This window comes from Campylobacter sp. CNRCH_2014_0184h (genome assembly GCF_025772985.1).
In the GTDB taxonomy this organism is placed as follows: domain Bacteria; phylum Campylobacterota; class Campylobacteria; order Campylobacterales; family Campylobacteraceae; genus Campylobacter_D.
In genome coordinates this window covers 15,515-31,823 of the sequence record NZ_JAKMTB010000005.1, presented here as the reverse complement: position 1 = coordinate 31,823, position 16,309 = coordinate 15,515, and the positions used below count along the sequence as shown (strand labels likewise).

The window sequence follows — 16,309 nt, the reverse complement described above, 5'->3', positions numbered from 1 at the left end:
TATTATTAATATTTTATAAATAAAACTATATTATATTATTTTTTGTCGATATATTAAAAATAAGGATATGTAAATGAAACACTTTTTAACATTGATGGATTTTACTAAAGAAAATATTTTAAATATTATTAATCATGCTGCTGATTTGAAAAAAAATCCAAAAAAATTATTGCAAGACAAAACCTTGGCAATGATTTTTGAAAAAAATTCTACGCGTACAAGAATGGCTTTTGAACTTGCAATTACAGAACTTGGTGGGAAAGCCATATGTTTAAATAGTAATGATTTGCAACTTGGTAGAGGTGAATCTATTAAAGATACAGCTAGGGTTATTGGTTCTATGGTGGATTTTATAATGATGAGAGTAAAAAATCATGATAGTTTAGTAGAATTTGCAAGATATTCTAAAGCTCATGTTATTAATGGTTTAAGTGACCTTTATCATCCAACGCAGATTTTAGGAGATTTATTAACTATTAAAGAACAAGGTAAGGAAAAAGATAACAATTTAAAAATTGCTTTTATAGGAGATAGTAATAATGTATGTAATTCTTGGTTGATAGCTTCTGCGATTTTAGGTTATGAAATTAGTATAGCCATACCAAAAAATTATAGTATAAACACACAAGTTTGGAATTTTGTTACAAAAAAATCAGAAATTTCAGGTGCAAAAATTTCATTATTTCATAATAAATTTGAAGCTTTGAAAGACAAAGATGTTGTTGTGACTGATACATGGGTTTCAATGGGCGAAGAAGTTGAAAAAGAAAATAAAATAAAAGACTTTGATGGTTTTATGATTGATAATAAAGCGATGAAATATGCAAATAAAGACGCTATTTTGCTTCATTGTTTACCTGCATACAAAGGTTTTGAAGTTAGTGAAGAAATTTTTGAGAAGCATTCTAAAGTTATTTTTGAAGAAGCTGTAAATCGTCTTTATGTGGTTAAAGCACTCCTTTGTTTTTTAAAAAAACAATTATAATTTATTTTTAAAGAAATGAAATAAAAATTAAACTATGGAAATTAAAATATTAAAAAAATATTTTTTTGCTATAATTTTAGACAATTTACTAAAACAAAGGAGTGCTAATGAAAAAATACAGGCGTTTAAACACATTGTAACTTTTATTAATTTAATCTTTAGGAGATAAAATGAAAAAAATATTATGTGTTGTTTTAATATTATTTGGTGTTTTGATTTTAAGTGCTTGTTCAAAACAAGTCGAAAATCAAGATAAGATTTTAAAGGTAGGCATAGAAGCAAGTTATCCACCGTATGAATTTATGCAAGATGGAAAACTCAGTGGTTTTGATGTAGATATTATCCAGGAATTAGCAAAAAGAGCTAATTTTAAAATAGAATTTATTAATATGAGTTATGATGCTCTTATTCCAGCCTTAATGGGTAAGAAAATCGATCTTATTATTTCTTCTATGGGAATTACTCCTCAAAGAGCACAAAATGTTGATTTTAGTATTTCTTATTTTAAAGATAAAAATGTATATTTAAAACATAAAATTAGCAATTTTTCAAAAAAAGAGGATTTAAAATCAAAAAATATTTGTGTTTTACTCGGTTCTATCCAAGAAAATGCTGCAAAGCAAATCTCAAATGCAGTTGTAGTAGCTAATGAAAGTATGCTAAATTGTTTTTTAAACTTAGATGCTCAAAAAATTGATGCTGTGGTAACTGATAAAGCAAGTGCTATGAATTTTTTAAAACAGTATTCTAACGTAACTGCTTTTTATGAAGAAGATGATGGAAGTGAAGGTTTTGGTATAGCATTTAGAAAAAATGAATTTAAGGATTTAATTTCTAAAGTTAATCAACACTTAGAAGAAATGAAAAAAGATGGCACTTTAGAAAAATTTTTAGTTAAATATAATTTAAAGGATTAAAAATGAAAAAAATATTATATGTTGTTTTAGCGTTATTTGGTATATTAGCTTTAGGTGCTTGCTCAAGCGATAAAAATCAAGCTAGTGCTTCTAGTGAAAAAGTTTATAAAGTAGGTATAGCTGCAAATTATCCTCCTTTTGATTTTGTTAAAGATGCAAAAATTACCGGATTTGATGTTGATTTACTAGAAGAGATTGCAAAAAGAGAAAATTTAAAACTTGAGTGGGTAAACATGAGTTTTGATGGTTTGATCCCTGCTTTAAAAGCTGGAAAGATTGATATGATAGCTTCTGCTATGAGTTCAACACCGCAAAGACTTACTAGTATGGATTTTAGTGATACTTATTTTAATACTAAAAATTTATATTTAAAACTAAAAACAGATTCTAGTATTAGTGATAAACAAAGTTTGGAAGGTAAAAAAATAGGTGTTCAACTTGGAACCATCCAAGAAAGCGCTGCTAAGGCTATTCCAAATGCTCAAGTGGTGGCTAGCGAAGAAATGTTAGCTGCAATTTTGGCTTTAAAAGCTGGTAAAGTTGATGCAGTTTTAACAGATAAAGATATCGGTAAAGGTTATTTAAAAACTAATGAAGAGTTAGAAGCATTTTTAGAAGAAAATGATGGAAGTTCAGGGTTTTGTATAGCTTTTGATAAAGGAAAACAAACTGAGCTTGTTCAAAAAATTAATGCAGGTTTAGAAAAAGTTAAAGCTGATGGTACTTACCAAAAAATCGTAGAAAAATACGATTTGCAATAATCAACTTAAAGCCTTGATACTTGCTTTCAAGGCTTTAAAAAAATACTCTATATCTTCTTTTGTGTGTGTATAATGAAAACCCACTCTTAGCCAACCTGGTTTAAATTTTAGCTCTTGATTATCTTTTAATTTTAGTAAATCATGCCCATAGGGTCCTGCGCAAGCACAGCCTGCTCTTGTTTCTATCTTATAAGTTTTGCTTAGTTTGTAAGCTAAATCAAAAGGAGAAATTCCTTCTATGTTGAAAGCAAAAATAGGCAATCTATGAGTGATATTTTTTGCATATAAGATCATTTTTGGAAAATTTGTGCATTGTTTTAAAAAATACCCACAAAGCTCTTTTTCTTTTTTTTCTATATTTTTTAAACCTATTTCATTGCGTACTTTAAAAGCTAAACTTGCTCTAATAAGTTGAATAATTCCAGGTGTGCCACCTTCTTCTAAATTTTCAACCTCGCATAAGTATTGCTGAGAAGTTCTTGAAACATAGCCTACGGTTCCACCTGCAGCAAAGCTAGGAGTATTACCACATAGATTTTTTTTAATAGCAAGTAAGCCACAAGATCCTACACCACCAAGTAATTTATGAGAACTGATAAACACTGCATCGTAAAATTTAGGATTTAAGTTAGCATAAGGAGCTAAGGTGGAAATATCAAAGGCGACTACGCCATCATATTGTTTGATTAGAGTGTAGATTTTTTTATAATCACTTAAAATTCCTGTGACATTTGAAGCAGCGTTAAAGCTTGCTATGATTTGTCTGTTTTTGGATTTTTTTAACAATTTTTCCAAAAAAGCATAATCTAGCTCACCATTTTTATCTAAGGGTATGCGAACGCATTCACACAAAGCTTCTCTGAATGAAAGTTCGTTAGAGTGATGTTCATAAGGTCCTACTATAACTAAAGGTAAGGTGCTTTTATCTGTATTTTTAAAGTATTTTTCTTTAATAAGCGGGGGTATATATAGACCTAAAAGTTCTTGAAATTTTTTAATAGCAGCTGAAGATCCACTCCCGCAAGCTATAAGAGCAAAGCTATTATCTAATTCAAGGTATTTTTTTAAATTTGTTCTTGCATTTTCATAATGTTGCTGTGTGATGAAAGAATTTAAAGAGCTATCTGAATGTGTATTTGCATAAGTTGTAAGAATTTTTTTTATTTCTTTTTCTATACTTTTTAATGCTAAAGCGCTAGCTGTAAAATCAAAATAATATATGCCTTTTTTTAAAATAATATCTTGTTTTAATGTTTCAATATTCAAAAAAATCCCCCAAAAATTTGTTAAAATTATATCATACAAAATATTTAAAATAAGGATGTGGTTATAAATTTTAGTGATTTTTCAAAACGCTGTGAAACTTTGGAGCTTAAAAATATTTTTGATTTTTATAGTATTTTTGATGAATTTGAATTTGATTTGAAATTAAGTTTATATGATAATATTTTAAATGTTTTTATTTTAAAAGCTTTTGATATTTTATCTTATTTAAATTTAGATGATAATGCTTTGAAGGCTTTGAGCGTTTTAAGTAAAAATGATAGAAAACGCTATTCTATCAATAAATCTATTCCGCATTTTCAAGCTCTAGGACTTGTTAATAAACTTTTAGAAAAAAATATTTTGACTTTGGAAAAAAGTCAAGAAAAGCCTATTGTGAAAAATAAAAGACAAAAGATTAAAAAAGAATTACGCTCATATAGCATTCAAGATAAGGTTGTTTTTAAAAATCAAGGATTGAGATTTTTCTTTTATTTTATATATCCTAATTTAAACTTAATTACGATGAAAAGATACAACGAGCTAATGGAGGTAATCCAAGAAAATTTAGAAAAATATCAAAGCTTTACTTTTGAGCTTTTGTGTAAAGAATTTTTAGCTAAAAAGCTTAAGGTAAAGCAGGTGTATAGTTTTTGGAATTATTATTGTGAGATAGATCTTTATTATAAAAAAGAAAATTTTTGTGTTTTAGGTGAGGTTAAATTTAAAGAAAGAAAAATATGTAAAAATATTTTAAATACCTTAAAAAACAAAGCAAAACAGTTGCAAATTCAACCTAATTTATATGTGCTTTTTTCAAAGAGTGGCTTTAGTAAAGAGCTTATTCTAAATAAGGAGCGTAATTTGCTTTTATATACTTTAGAAGATTTTCAATTTTTAATTAAGGATTAAGTGTGGATGAGAATATTTTAAAAAGTTTAGATTCTAGTGAAAAAGAAAACTTACAACAAGGGCTAAAAGCCTTAATAGAGCAAACCTATGTTATAGAAAATGAATATAAGCAACTTAATGAAAACTACACTGCGTTAAGACAAATGGTAAGTGATATTATAGAAGTTTTACCAATGGCTTTGTGGGTTTTAGATACTAATAAAAAGATAACACTTCAAAATAACTTAGCTAATCAACAACCAAAACTTTTAGAAAAAATTGATCTTGAAAAAACTCATTATGAGCTTGAGTTTGATCATAAATTTTATTTAATAAAAGTCACCTCTCATGCCGATAAACTTATAGTTAGCGCCACTGATATTAGTGATGAAAAAAGGAATGAGAGATTAGCTAGTATGGGTACAGTAGCAGCACACCTAGCACATGAAATACGCAATCCTATCGGTTCTATTTCTTTGTTAAGTTCTACTTTGTTTGAAAGAAGCGAGTTAAAAAATAAGCATATAGTATTAGAAATTCAAAAGGCTATTTCTAGGGTGGAGCGTATTGTAAATTCTACTTTGCTTTTTACAAAAGGAGTGCATGTTAATTTAAATGAATTTAATTTAAAAGAATTACAAGATGAATGCGAACAAGCTATTGGAGCTTATAATTATCTAGCTAATATTGATTTTACATTTGAATTTTTAGATTTAAAAATCAACGCGGATAAATCTTTGCTTGCTTTGGTTTTGCAAAATTTGCTTTATAATGCCATAGATGCTATTGAAGAAAGTGAAAATGATGATGGTTGTATAAAAGTTAAATGTGAGCAAAAAGAAGATAGAGTTTTTATCAAAGTTTATGATAACGGGGTAAGTATCAAAGATAAAAAAATGGTTTTTGAAGCTTTTAAAACAACTAAGTTAAAAGGCAATGGTCTAGGACTTTCTTTGTCAAAACAAATTATTGATGCACATAATGGAATTTTAGGTTTTGATGAAAATCCAAAATGTTTTTTTATAGAGCTTAAAATTTAAGCTCTATAAAATAAATTTTTTCTTAAAATAATAAAAAATATTTGTCCTCATAGCTCAGCTGGATAGAGCGCAGAATTCCTAATTCTGAGGCCGCAAGTTCAAACCTTGCTGGGGACACCACTTTAAGGAAAAAGATGTTTCATATAGTCTTGGTTGAGCCTCGTATACCACAAAATACAGGAAGTATAGGCAGAATGTGTTTTAATGCGGGATTTACTTTACATATTATCAATCCACTTTTTAGTATCGATGAAAAGGCAGTTAAAAGAGCGGGGCTTGATTATTGGAAAAAATTAAATCCTTTATTATGGAATAATTTAGAAGATTTTTTAAAAGAATATGAAAAATTTCAAGATAGATTTTTCTTTGCAACAACTAAAACCACTCAAGCTTATTTTGACGTAAATTATCAAAAAGGCGATTTTTTGTTTTTTGGAAGTGAAAGTTTTGGTTTACCTATGGATTTAATGCAAAAAAAATGGGAAAATGCTATTACTATACCGATGAAAGATTGTGGTAGAAGTTTAAATTTAGCTACGAGTGTAGGCATAGTGAGTTATGAAGCTTTGAGGCAAAATTTTGCCTCTTTTGAAAAATTTTAATGATTTAAAACTTGATTTAAAAATTCTTTCAATCTTTCATTTTTTGGGTTTTCAAAAGCTACTTTAGGACATTCATCTACTGCTATAATGCCTTTATCCATAAAGAAAATTCGATTAGCTACATTTCTTGCAAATCCCATTTCATGTGTAACTACAAGCATGGTTAGACCTTCTTTAGCTACTTCTTTCATGATATTTAAAACTTCACCTATCATTTCAGGATCTAAAGCTGAAGTTGGCTCATCAAATAAAATCACATCAGGATTCATCATTAATGACCTTGCTATGGCAATACGCTGTTTTTGTCCGCCTGAGAGTTTGTGAGGAAAATAGCTTTCTTTATCACTTAAGCCAACTTTTTTGAGTAGTTCTCGTGCTTTTTTTACTGCTTCGTCTTTACTCATGATTTTTGTTTGTACTGGCGCTAGACATAAATTTTCTAAAACATTTTTATTATTAAAAAGATTAAAATGTTGAAATACCATGCTTACTTTTTGACGAATTTTATTGATATCTGCTTTTTTATCAAGTATATTAACATTATTAATATAAATATTACCACTATCTGGTGTTTCAAGTTTATTTAAACAGCGCAAAAAAGTACTTTTTCCACCTCCACTAGGCCCTATAATAGCAATAATATTACCTTTACGTACTTCAACACTAATATCTTTTAAGACTTCTAAATCTCCGTATTTTTTAATTAAATTTTCTATTTTAATCATGTTTATTTAATCTCACTTCTATAATTCTTGCGATAAGTGTTAAAATTTTAACACTTATATAATATACAAGTCCTGTAAAAATAATAGGTTTAGGGTTGTAATAGATTGCTTGTAAGCTTTTACTTTGCATGGTAATATCCATAACACTAATATAACCTACTATTGAAGTTTCTTTAAATAAAGAAATAAATTCATTCATTAAAGAAGGTAAAATGTTTTTAATTGCCTGTGGGAAGATGATTAGTCTCATAGAAGCAGAATAATTAAGTCCCATTGCTCTTGCTGCTTCCATTTGTCCTTTGTCTACGCTTTGAATTCCACTTCTTACGATTTCAGCTACATAAGCAGAGCTATTAAGTCCAAGTGCGATAATAGCTACATAAAAATTATCACTCCAAGTAGCAAAAATCACTACAGAAAAAATCAAAAGTTGTAAAAGCAGTGGGGTTCCGCGTATGATGTCTATGTATTCATCTATAATAAAATTTAAACTTTGGATTTCTAAAAATCTTAAAAATGCTAGAAAAAAACCAAACACTATTCCTATTAAAATCCCACCCACTGTTAAACCAAGTGTTGTGAAATAACTATGAACATAAGCTTTAGCTTCTATGGTATAAGCATATTCACCTGTGGCTAAACCATTTTGATCTTTGACTTGTAAAATTTCAATAGGAAATGAGAAATAAGCCCAAAAAATAATAATGGCAAAAAATACAAAAAGTTTCATCGTATTTTGTTTCAACTTGCACACCTTGATAAATTTTTAAAAATCTAAGTGTATAAAAATTAAGTTTTCTTTTTACTTAAAGGTGTTTTATGTGATGTTGTTGTTAATATTTTGAGTTAAAATTTCACATAGCTATAAAAAATAAAATAAAATTAACCTAAAATTATATTTTTTTATAACAAATTCATTTTTTTATGATAAATTTGTATTTGAAAATTTATAAAAAAGGAGATAAATATGGATTTAATATCCCAATTTGTTGCCTTTGTGAATAATCAGTATTATTCTATTTTAGTAATTTTACTTATTGTCACGGGGTTTTATTATAGTTATTTGACTGGTTTTGTGCAATTTCGAATGCTTCCTTATGTGTTTGATATCTTAACAGAAAAGCAAGAAAAGCATGAAAAACACCATATTACTCCTTTTCAAGCTTTGATGATTTCAACAGCTTCAAGAGTTGGTATAGGAAATATCGCAGGTATCGCAGTAGCAGTTGTTTTGGGTGGACCAGGTGCTTTATTTTGGATGTGGGCTATGGCGTTTTTTGGTGGCGCCTCAGCTTTTGCAGAAAGTACTTTAGCACAAGTTTACAAAAGCCGTGATGGTAAAAGTTTTAAAGGTGGTCCTGCTTATTATATTAGTAAAGCTTTAAATTTAAAATGGCTTGGAGCTGTTTTTGCGGTGATTTTAATCATTACTTATGCTTATGGATTTAATGGTCTTCAAAGTCAAACTATGACTTCAGCATTTGAGTTTTACTATAAAGGCATGGTTGATGCTAGTGAAGTAAGCTTTGCTCAAAGTTGGTGGCCTATTGTAATAGGAGCAATTTTAGCTGTTTTTGCTGCTTATATGTTTTTTGGCGATCACACTAAAATAGGTAAAGTAAGTTCGGTTATCGTTCCTATTATGGCGATGATTTATGTAGGTTTATCTATCATAGCAATGTTTATGAATTTTGATAAAATTCCTGAAGTGTTTTCTATGATTTTTAAAAGTGCTTTTGATTTTGAAGCTATTTTTGGTGGATTTGCAGGTTCTGCTTTGGTTATAGGTATAAAAAGAGGATTATTTTCTAATGAAGCAGGCATGGGCTCAGCGCCAAATGCAGCAGCTTCAGCTCTTACAACTCACCCTGCAAAACAAGGAGTTATTCAAGCATTTTCTGTATTAATTGATGTGATTATTTGTACAAGTTCAGGATTTTTAGTGTTATTTTCACTTGCTTATGCAAATAATATCGGCGTAGATGGTAAGCCTATTTTAACAGCACTACCTTTGGTGCAAGAATCTATGAAAGAATATTATGGAAATTTAGGTGTGCATTTTACTACTGTTAGTATAGTTTTATTTGCTATTACTTCTTTGATAGGAAATTATTATTATGCTCAAGCAAATATTAAATACCTTACTCAAAATCCTATTATTATCAATCTTTTTAAAGCAAGCGCTGTACTTATGATCTTTATTGGTGCAAATATGGATTTAAAATTTGCATGGGATTTAGCTGATACTACTATGGCATTTATGGCTACGATTAATATCATTTCTATTTTATTGCTTGGTGGTATAGTGAAAAAGGTATTAAAAGACTTTAGTGAGCAAAAAAGACAAGGTAGAGATCCAGTGTTTAGTGCTTCAAAGCTTGGTATTAAAAACGCAGAGTGTTGGGACTAATGATAGATTATATTATTATTGCTTTGTTTATAGTTTTTATGGCTTTTCTTGTATTTGGCTTTAACCGCCAAATGCAAGAAAAAGCCAAACAAAGAGAAGAAAAATTAAAAACAAAGAAAGATTTTAAAAAAAATAGGTAAAATACACTAAAAAATTTTTAAAAAAGAGTGTAAAATGAAATTGTTAATAGAAATAGGCACAGAAGAGCTTCCTGCTATTCCTTTATTAAAAGAACTTCCAAATATTACTAAAAAATGGGAGAAGATTTTACAAGAGTATCATTTAGAATCTGAATTTAAATTTTTCTATACTCCTAGAAGATTGGTTTTTATCCATGAAAATTTTAAAGAAAAACAAGATGATTCTTTTGTGGAATTTATAGGCGCACCTAGGGCGATAGCTTATAAAGATGGAAAGCTTACTCAAGCAGGGCTTAGTTTTTTAGAAAAAAGTGGTTTAAAAGAAGAAGAGCTTGAATTTAAAGAAATTAAAGGTAAAGAAGTCTTGTATTGTCAAAAACAAGTGCAAGGCTTACAAAGTAAAGCAGTTTTAGCTCAAATGATTGAAGCTTTCTTAAAAAGCTTGAGCTTTGGTAAAACTATGAGATGGGGCGATGGTAGTTTTGAATTTATTAGAGCTATTCGCTCGCTTTGTTGTGTATTAAATGATGAGTTGATTGAGTTTGAAAGCTATGGTGTTAAAAGTGCAAAAAGTACTTTTGTACATAGAAGTGTTAGTTATGATTTGATAGCTTTTGCGAATATTGATGAGTATTTTAAAACTTTAGAGCAAAATTATATTATTTTAGATCAAGAACAAAGAAAAAAGCTTATCGTTGAACAGTTAAAGATGCTTGAAAAAGAAAATGATATTACTATTGCAGAAGATGATGAGCTTTTAGCTGAGGTTGTAGCTATTACAGAGTATCCAAAGGCATTATTAGGGCATTTTGAAAAAGAGTATTTAGAAATCCCAAGTGAGGTAATCATCACTTCCATGAGAGAAAACCAACGCTATTTTGCAGTATTTAAAAACAATACTTTAAGCAATCATTTTATTGTAGTTTCTAATGCGGTTTGTGAGGATTATTCTAAAATCATTAATGGAAATGAAAGAGTTTTAAGAGCAAGATTAAGTGATGCGATGTTTTTTTGGAAAAATGACTTAGCACAGGGCTTAAATAATGATAAAATAAGCCAAATGATCTATCTTGAAGGACTTGGAACCTTAAAAGATAAAATCATTAGAGAACAAAAAATCGCTGTTAAGCTTTGTGAGATTTTTGCTAATACCCAAAAAGATGAAATCTTAAAAGCCATAGAATACTCAAAAGCTGATCTAAGTACTCAAATGGTGTATGAATTTACTGATCTTCAAGGTATTATGGGATCTTATTATGCTAAGGCTATGGGTATGAGCGATGAGCTTGCTTTGGCGATTAAAGAGCAATACCTTCCAAATGGCGATAATTCAGCTATGCCAAGTAATGAATTTAGCTCTATTGTAGCTTTAGCTTATAAATTTGATACACTTATGGGGCTTTTTTCAATGGGGAAAATCCCAAGTGGCACAAAAGATCCTTATGCTTTAAGAAGAGCAGCAAATGGTGTTTTAAAAATTATCCTAGCTTTAAATAAAAATTTTGATCTTAAGATGTTTTTAGAAGCAATAGCTAGTGAATATAAAAGCTTTGATTTGAAAATTTTATTAGATTTTATCTTAGAGCGTTTATATACTTTTTATGAAGTAAATGCTTCTTTTGTTAAAGCTGTGCTTAGCTCTAAAACTTATGATGTTATTTATATTGATTCTTGTATGAAAGCTTTGATTCAAAGTGCAAATAAGGCAGATTTTAGTCAAAATTTTGCTACTTTTAAGCGTTTGGCAAATATTGTAGTATTGAGTGAAGCTCAAGTTAATGAGAATTTGTTTAACACTCAAGAGGAAAAAGATTTATATCAAGCTTTTATGCAGTGTAAAACAAAAGAAAATAATACCCAAGGGCTTTTAGAAAGCCTTTTTGCGCTCAAACCGCAAATTGATGCTTTTTTTGATAAAGTGATGATTAATGATAAAGATGAAAATATTAAAAATAATCGTCAAGCTTTAGTGTGTACAATTTATCGTGAGTTTTTAAAAATAGCTGATATTAAAGAGCTTAGTATATGAGAAAAATTCTTTTTTTGCTTTGTTTTTTGGTGTTTGCATTAGAAGCTAGAGAGATTGAGCTTGTAAAAGGGCATGTAGTTTTTTTAGAATTTGATAAAAGTAATTTTTTACAAGTTAGTTCAAATTCTAAAAAACTTCCTTTTTTTGAGTATAAAAATAAAGTTATTGTTAGTGTAGCTATGCCTTATAAAAACCCCAAAGATAGAAAATTAATAGCTGAATTTAAAGATAATTCCAAAGAGGAAATTAACATAAAATTTAGCGAAGGAAATTATAAAAAAGAATTTTTAAAAGTTAGTGCTTCTAAGGTCAATCCACTTAAAGAAACACTTGATCGCATTAGCAAAGAATATCAAGAAGCTATTAAGGTTTATAATACTTATACTAATATGGCTTTATTTGAAGGCAATTTTGCATACCCTTTAGAAAGTAAAATTACAAGTGCTTTTGGAAAAGCAAGATTGTTTAATGATACTCTTAAAAGTTATCATAGCGGAACTGATTTTAGAGCAGCAAGTGGGACAAAAATTTATGCAAGTAATGATGGTATTGTAAGGATTGCTTCAGATCGTTACTATGCAGGAAATTCAGTGGTGATTGACCATGGATACGGGATTTATTCTCAGTATTATCATCTATCAAAACTTAATGTAAAAGTAGGACAAAAGGTAAAAAAAGGCGAGCTTATAGGTTTGAGTGGAGCTAGTGGTAGGGTTACAGGGCCACATTTGCATTTTGGAATTTTAGTCAATGGTGTGCAAGTTGATCCGCTTGATTTTATAGCTAAATTTAATGCTTTATAATGATAGCTTTTAGTGAATTTTTTCAAAATTGGATTGATAAATATTACTCCCAAGTTGTGAGTGTTGGCAAAAATGGAGATTTTTATACCGCAGTTAGTGTGGGAAATCTTTTTGGAGTACTCTTAGCTAATCATTTTTTAAAACTTATAGATGATAAAAAACTAACTTTACCGGTTGAAGTTGTGGAAATAGGGGCAAATGAAGGGCATTTAATGCTTGATTTTATACAAGCTTTATACACTCTTAGAGCTGATGTTTTAGAGCAGATTGAATGTTTTATTATAGAGCCACATGAAAAGTTAAGAAGTGTTCAAAAAAAACTTTTTGATGAGTATGATTTGGATGTAAAAATTTATAATTCTTTAGAAGAATGTCATTTTAAAAATGCCTTTTTTTATGCTAATGAATTATTTGATTGTTTTGCATGTGAACTTATAAAAGATAAAACAATGGCATATGTTGATGATGATTTAAATATTGTTTTTAAGCCTATAAATGAAGATCTTTTAAAAGAATGTGAAAAATATGCTATCACTAATAGTGAGCTTTGTATCTCTTATAAACCTTTTTTATCCAAATTAAAACAAACTTGTGAAAAATTAACTTTTGCATGTTTTGATTATGCAAAAAAAGAAGAAAAAATTAGTATTAGAATGTATAAAAATCACCAAGTGTATAATCTTTTTGAAGAGAATTTAAAAGATTTTTTTGCTAAAAGCGATATTACATATAATGTAAATTTTGATCATTTTTTACAAGTTTTAAAAGAAGAGGGCTTTGAAGTGTTAGAATATAAAAACCAAAATCAAGCTTTAATTGACTTTGGCTTAGAAGAAATTATCGAGCACGCTAAAAATACTAACTCTCAAATTTATAAAAACTTTATCAGCCAAAGTAAAAATTTGATGTTTAACTTTGGTGATAAGTTTAAGTTTTTAGAATTTAAGCTTTAAAATCACTACTTGTAATATCAAGTCCAAAGCCTTTCAATCCTATAAATTCTTTATCGGTATTTTGACTTAGAAGTTTGATTTTTGAAATTTTTAAATACCTTAAAATTTGCGCTCCTATGCCGTAATTTTTATATTGTGTGTTTTCTTGTTTTTCATTTTTCATGAAAATGATTACACCACCTTTTTGGCTTAAAAACTCAATCTGTTTTAATAATTCATTAAATTTATTAGAAGTTAGAAGTTCAAAGTCGCTTCCGCTAAGATAAAATTTAACATTCTCACATTCTTTCAAAGCACCAAAACTAAAAGCTATATGTTCGTTTTTATTATGATCTTTAAAAGTCATTTTTTTAGCTTTAAAACCCGCTAAAATACTGTCTTCTTCTTTGATTAAAGAAATCAAACTTTCATTTTTTAAACGATACTCGATTAAATCTGAAATAGTAATCATATTAATATCGTGTTTTTTGCAAAACTCAAGCAAATCACTTCTTCTGGCCATATCTCCATTATCTTTAACAATCTCACATATCACACATGCTTCTTTTAATCCTGCCAAGCGACATAAATCCACCGTGCCTTCTGTGTGACCTGTTCTTTCTAAAACCCCACCTTTTTTTGCTATCAAAGGATTAATATGGCCAGGACGCACAAAATCACTTGCCTTTGCATTATCATCAGCAAAAATTTGTATAGTCATATCCCTTTCACAAGCACTTACTCCTGTTGTTGCATTTTTTGCATCGACAGTGATGGTAAAAGCTGTTTCGTGATTTGATGTATTTTTAGGCACCATTAAAGGTAGTTCAAATTTTTTAGCCAAATTCTCACTCAATGCTACACATACCACACCTCTTGCATGAGTAATGGCAAAATTTACTTTTTCTTGTGAGCTAAATTGTGCAGGGAAAATCAAATCTCCCTCATTTTCTCTATCTTCTGCATCTACCATAACTAGCATTTTGCCATCTTGAAGTTCTTTTATAGCTTGTTCTACACTAACATATCCCACTATCAATCTCCTTTTTTCTATTTTTTTAAGAAATTATATAATATTTTTCTTGACATTATGCAAAAAATAATATATAATACCACTTTTAATTTAAAAATTACTTCATTTATTGGGGTATCGCCAAGCGGTAAGGCAACAGGTTTTGGTCCTGTCATTCAGGGGTTCGAATCCCTTTACCCCATCCACTTTATATGATGCCGCGAAGTAGAGCAGTGGTTAGCTCGTCGGGCTCATAACCCGAAGGTCGGGAGTTCAAATCTCCCCTTCGCAACCAATTTCCTAATAAAATTTTTCAAAGAATTTAAATTAACTACAGAGTAAATAAAAATATTGTTAATCTTACTTTTAATGATTTTCATTAGTTTTAATACTCTAATTTAACATATAAGAAATTTGAATTTAGCTTTAATATAAAACACTTAAAAAAATAATTAAAATAAGAATGTAATTTAAAAAAGTTTTGATCAGAATAAAAATACGAGATTAAATAAAATGGTGGATTTAGCAGGACTCGAACCTGCGACCAACCGGTTATGAGCCGGTTGCTCTAACCAACTGAGCTATAAATCCGCCAGAAGTTAAAATAAAAATGTTATTATATCTTTATTTCCTTAATTTAAATTTAGAATTTTATTTTTACCGCTTTTTCTATTGCTAAATATCTAAAAGTTATTAAATTTTGTAAAATTCCAAAGAAAATCATAAAGGTAGCAAAAGAACTTCCCCCATGACTAAAAAATGGCATAGGTATACCAACAACAGGAGCAAAACCTATGGTCATCGATATATTTACTGCTACATATATGAAAATAAATAAAGCAATGCAATTTGTTACTACTCTTGTAAAATAATCATCTTTGAGCTTATAATTTAAACTCAATAAATGAAAAATGAGTAAGGTATAAAGTAATATGATTACAACCGCACCGATAAAACCAAATCTTTCAGACAAATATGCAAAGATAAAATCACTTGTAGAAATAGGTAAAAATTTAAAATGTGTTTGTGTGGCTTCATCAGCCTTTTTTCCGCTCAAACCACCACTTCCTATTGCAATGATGGATTGTTTTACATGGTAACTTGGCTCTTCAGCTAAGAAATCATGAATTCTTTGTTTTTGATAAGGTTTTAAAAAATCACTATAAATAATAGGCGAAGCTATAGCTATAGCTAAAAAAATACTAAGCCAAATTTTATAATTTACTCCTATGATAAAAAGCGTTCCAAAGCCCACTATTAAAAGTACTAAAGCTGTTCCTAAATCAGGTTCTCCTGCTATAAGTAAAAATGGAAGTAAAATATAAAAACTTAGCTTTAAAAATTGTTTTAAACCATAGCCATTATGAGGTGGTGGGTTTTGATAAATCAAATAAGCTAGCATTAAAATAAAAGAGGGTTTGAAAATTTCAGAAGGTTGTATGGTAAAATGCGTAAAAGGTATCTCAAGCCATCTTCTAGCTCCAAGTTTTTCAACACCAAAAATATCCACACTCAAAAGCAAAGCTATATTGATCCAATATAGTACAGGTATAAGCCACATTAATCTTCTTAAAGGTAAAAAGAAAAAAAATGCAAATCCTGCAAAACCTACTAAAGTATAGATAAATTGTTTTTCGGCTAAGCGTGTATTTGCTTCATAAATTAAAAGAAAAGATATAGCTATGATAGGCAACACTAAAAGAGGTTGAACAAAATCAAAATGCGTTAGAATTCTTCTATCAAGTTTTATCAAAGCTAACCTTTTTTACAAAATATTGTGTAATTATATGCTAAAATTG

At 28.9% G+C, this 16,309-nt stretch carries 16 protein-coding genes and 4 tRNA genes; 14 read left to right on the top strand and 6 right to left on the bottom strand.

The window, feature by feature from the left end:
• The first annotated feature begins 73 nt into the window (after positions 1 to 73).
• From argF to L8X36_RS05800, 3 genes are all read left to right on the top strand, one after another.
• Positions 74 to 985, top strand: coding sequence for an ornithine carbamoyltransferase (gene argF, locus L8X36_RS05810; protein ID WP_263663957.1), 912 nt, complete (start codon positions 74 to 76; stop codon positions 983 to 985).
• 170 nt (positions 986 to 1,155) lie between these two features.
• On the top strand, positions 1,156 to 1,902 hold the full coding sequence (locus tag L8X36_RS05805; protein ID WP_263663956.1) for a transporter substrate-binding domain-containing protein: 747 nt from the start codon (positions 1,156 to 1,158) through the stop codon (positions 1,900 to 1,902).
• Between the two features lie 2 nt (positions 1,903 to 1,904).
• Positions 1,905 to 2,663 carry a basic amino acid ABC transporter substrate-binding protein gene (locus tag L8X36_RS05800; protein WP_263663955.1) on the top strand — a complete coding sequence of 253 codons (759 nt, stop codon included), beginning with the start codon at positions 1,905 to 1,907 and terminating at the stop codon, positions 2,661 to 2,663.
• Here the strand turns inward: L8X36_RS05800 and L8X36_RS05795 are convergent, their stop codons facing one another.
• Positions 2,664 to 3,929: an aminotransferase class V-fold PLP-dependent enzyme gene (locus L8X36_RS05795; protein ID WP_263682992.1), complete on the bottom strand. Its 1,266-nt coding sequence runs from the start codon at positions 3,927 to 3,929 to the stop codon at positions 2,664 to 2,666.
• 57 nt (positions 3,930 to 3,986) lie between these two features.
• Here L8X36_RS05795 and L8X36_RS05790 point away from each other — a divergent pair, with 57 nt between their 5' ends.
• From L8X36_RS05790 to L8X36_RS05775, 4 genes are all read left to right on the top strand, one after another.
• Entirely contained in the window at positions 3,987 to 4,838 is an 852-nt protein-coding gene (locus L8X36_RS05790) for a DUF234 domain-containing protein (RefSeq protein ID WP_263682990.1), read from the top strand.
• Positions 4,839 to 4,840: 2 nt separating this feature from the next.
• Positions 4,841 to 5,857: a sensor histidine kinase gene (locus L8X36_RS05785; RefSeq protein ID WP_263682988.1), complete on the top strand. Its 1,017-nt coding sequence runs from the start codon at positions 4,841 to 4,843 to the stop codon at positions 5,855 to 5,857.
• Positions 5,858 to 5,900: 43 nt separating this feature from the next.
• Positions 5,901 to 5,977: transfer RNA gene (locus tag L8X36_RS05780), tRNA-Arg, on the top strand.
• A 14-nt stretch (positions 5,978 to 5,991) separates the two neighbouring features.
• Positions 5,992 to 6,459 carry a tRNA (cytidine(34)-2'-O)-methyltransferase gene (locus L8X36_RS05775; RefSeq protein WP_263678963.1) on the top strand — a complete coding sequence of 156 codons (468 nt, stop codon included), beginning with the start codon at positions 5,992 to 5,994 and terminating at the stop codon, positions 6,457 to 6,459.
• On the opposite strand, the gene L8X36_RS05770 is transcribed toward L8X36_RS05775, so the two are convergent.
• Both L8X36_RS05770 and L8X36_RS05765 read right to left on the bottom strand, forming a co-directional pair.
• Positions 6,456 to 7,184 carry an amino acid ABC transporter ATP-binding protein gene (locus L8X36_RS05770; protein WP_263682987.1) on the bottom strand — a complete coding sequence of 243 codons (729 nt, stop codon included), beginning with the start codon at positions 7,182 to 7,184 and terminating at the stop codon, positions 6,456 to 6,458. The genes L8X36_RS05775 and L8X36_RS05770 overlap by 4 nt on opposite strands.
• Positions 7,177 to 7,929 (bottom strand): amino acid ABC transporter permease, encoded by a 753-nt coding sequence (locus tag L8X36_RS05765; RefSeq protein WP_263682985.1) that lies wholly within the window; start codon positions 7,927 to 7,929, stop codon positions 7,177 to 7,179. The genes L8X36_RS05770 and L8X36_RS05765 overlap by 8 nt, the downstream gene beginning before the upstream one ends.
• A gap of 222 nt (positions 7,930 to 8,151) precedes the next feature.
• Here L8X36_RS05765 and L8X36_RS05760 point away from each other — a divergent pair, with 222 nt between their 5' ends.
• Genes L8X36_RS05760 through L8X36_RS05740 form a run of 5 tightly spaced genes read left to right on the top strand, consistent with a single transcriptional unit; the run spans position 8,152 to position 13,519 of the window.
• A complete protein-coding gene (locus tag L8X36_RS05760) occupies positions 8,152 to 9,594 on the top strand; it encodes an alanine/glycine:cation symporter family protein (RefSeq protein WP_214100050.1) in 1,443 nt (480 codons plus the stop codon).
• Positions 9,594 to 9,734 (top strand): hypothetical protein, encoded by a 141-nt coding sequence (locus L8X36_RS05755; protein WP_263682983.1) that lies wholly within the window; start codon positions 9,594 to 9,596, stop codon positions 9,732 to 9,734. The genes L8X36_RS05760 and L8X36_RS05755 overlap by 1 nt, the downstream gene beginning before the upstream one ends.
• Before the next feature lie 34 nt (positions 9,735 to 9,768).
• The gene (glyS, locus tag L8X36_RS05750) at positions 9,769 to 11,763 is read left to right on the top strand and encodes a glycine--tRNA ligase subunit beta (protein ID WP_263682981.1); all 1,995 of its coding nucleotides are present in this window, start codon (positions 9,769 to 9,771) and stop codon (positions 11,761 to 11,763) included.
• Positions 11,760 to 12,566, top strand: a complete 807-nt coding sequence (locus tag L8X36_RS05745; RefSeq protein ID WP_263682980.1) for a M23 family metallopeptidase — start codon at positions 11,760 to 11,762, stop codon at positions 12,564 to 12,566. The genes glyS and L8X36_RS05745 overlap by 4 nt, the downstream gene beginning before the upstream one ends.
• 2 nt (positions 12,567 to 12,568) lie before the next feature.
• The gene (locus L8X36_RS05740; protein WP_318530089.1) at positions 12,569 to 13,519 is read left to right on the top strand and encodes an SAM-dependent methyltransferase; all 951 of its coding nucleotides are present in this window, start codon (positions 12,569 to 12,571) and stop codon (positions 13,517 to 13,519) included.
• On the opposite strand, the gene L8X36_RS05735 is transcribed toward L8X36_RS05740, so the two are convergent.
• Positions 13,509 to 14,531 (bottom strand): bifunctional 3,4-dihydroxy-2-butanone 4-phosphate synthase/GTP cyclohydrolase II, encoded by a 1,023-nt coding sequence (locus tag L8X36_RS05735; protein WP_263682976.1) that lies wholly within the window; start codon positions 14,529 to 14,531, stop codon positions 13,509 to 13,511. The genes L8X36_RS05740 and L8X36_RS05735 overlap by 11 nt on opposite strands.
• Positions 14,532 to 14,641: 110 nt before the next feature.
• Between L8X36_RS05735 and L8X36_RS05730 the strand changes: the two genes are divergently transcribed.
• Both L8X36_RS05730 and L8X36_RS05725 read left to right on the top strand, forming a co-directional pair.
• Positions 14,642 to 14,716, top strand: a tRNA-Gln gene (locus L8X36_RS05730).
• Positions 14,717 to 14,729: 13 nt separating this feature from the next.
• A tRNA-Met gene (locus tag L8X36_RS05725) sits at positions 14,730 to 14,805 on the top strand.
• Between the two features lie 219 nt (positions 14,806 to 15,024).
• On the opposite strand, the gene L8X36_RS05720 is transcribed toward L8X36_RS05725, so the two are convergent.
• Positions 15,025 to 15,101 (bottom strand) — tRNA-Ile (locus L8X36_RS05720).
• Positions 15,102 to 15,153: 52 nt separating this feature from the next.
• Complete coding sequence (locus L8X36_RS05715; protein WP_214118031.1) at positions 15,154 to 16,263, bottom strand: FtsW/RodA/SpoVE family cell cycle protein; 1,110 nt, start codon at positions 16,261 to 16,263, stop codon at positions 15,154 to 15,156.
• Positions 16,264 to 16,309 lie beyond the last annotated feature (46 nt).

Excerpts from the sequence above, each read along its gene's own strand:
- L8X36_RS05805 (WP_263663956.1), top strand. The coding sequence starts at position 1,156 with ATGAAAAAAATATTATGTGTTGTTTTAATATTATTTGGTGTTTTGATT.
- L8X36_RS05770 (WP_263682987.1), bottom strand. The coding sequence starts at position 7,184 with ATGATTAAAATAGAAAATTTAATTAAAAAATACGGAGATTTAGAAGTC.
- L8X36_RS05745 (WP_263682980.1), top strand. The coding sequence starts at position 11,760 with ATGAGAAAAATTCTTTTTTTGCTTTGTTTTTTGGTGTTTGCATTAGAA.
- L8X36_RS05755 (WP_263682983.1), top strand. The coding sequence starts at position 9,594 with ATGATAGATTATATTATTATTGCTTTGTTTATAGTTTTTATGGCTTTT.
- argF (WP_263663957.1), top strand. The coding sequence starts at position 74 with ATGAAACACTTTTTAACATTGATGGATTTTACTAAAGAAAATATTTTA.
- L8X36_RS05800 (WP_263663955.1), top strand. The coding sequence starts at position 1,905 with ATGAAAAAAATATTATATGTTGTTTTAGCGTTATTTGGTATATTAGCT.
- glyS (WP_263682981.1), top strand. The coding sequence starts at position 9,769 with ATGAAATTGTTAATAGAAATAGGCACAGAAGAGCTTCCTGCTATTCCT.
- L8X36_RS05760 (WP_214100050.1), top strand. The coding sequence starts at position 8,152 with ATGGATTTAATATCCCAATTTGTTGCCTTTGTGAATAATCAGTATTAT.
- L8X36_RS05775 (WP_263678963.1), top strand. The coding sequence starts at position 5,992 with ATGTTTCATATAGTCTTGGTTGAGCCTCGTATACCACAAAATACAGGA.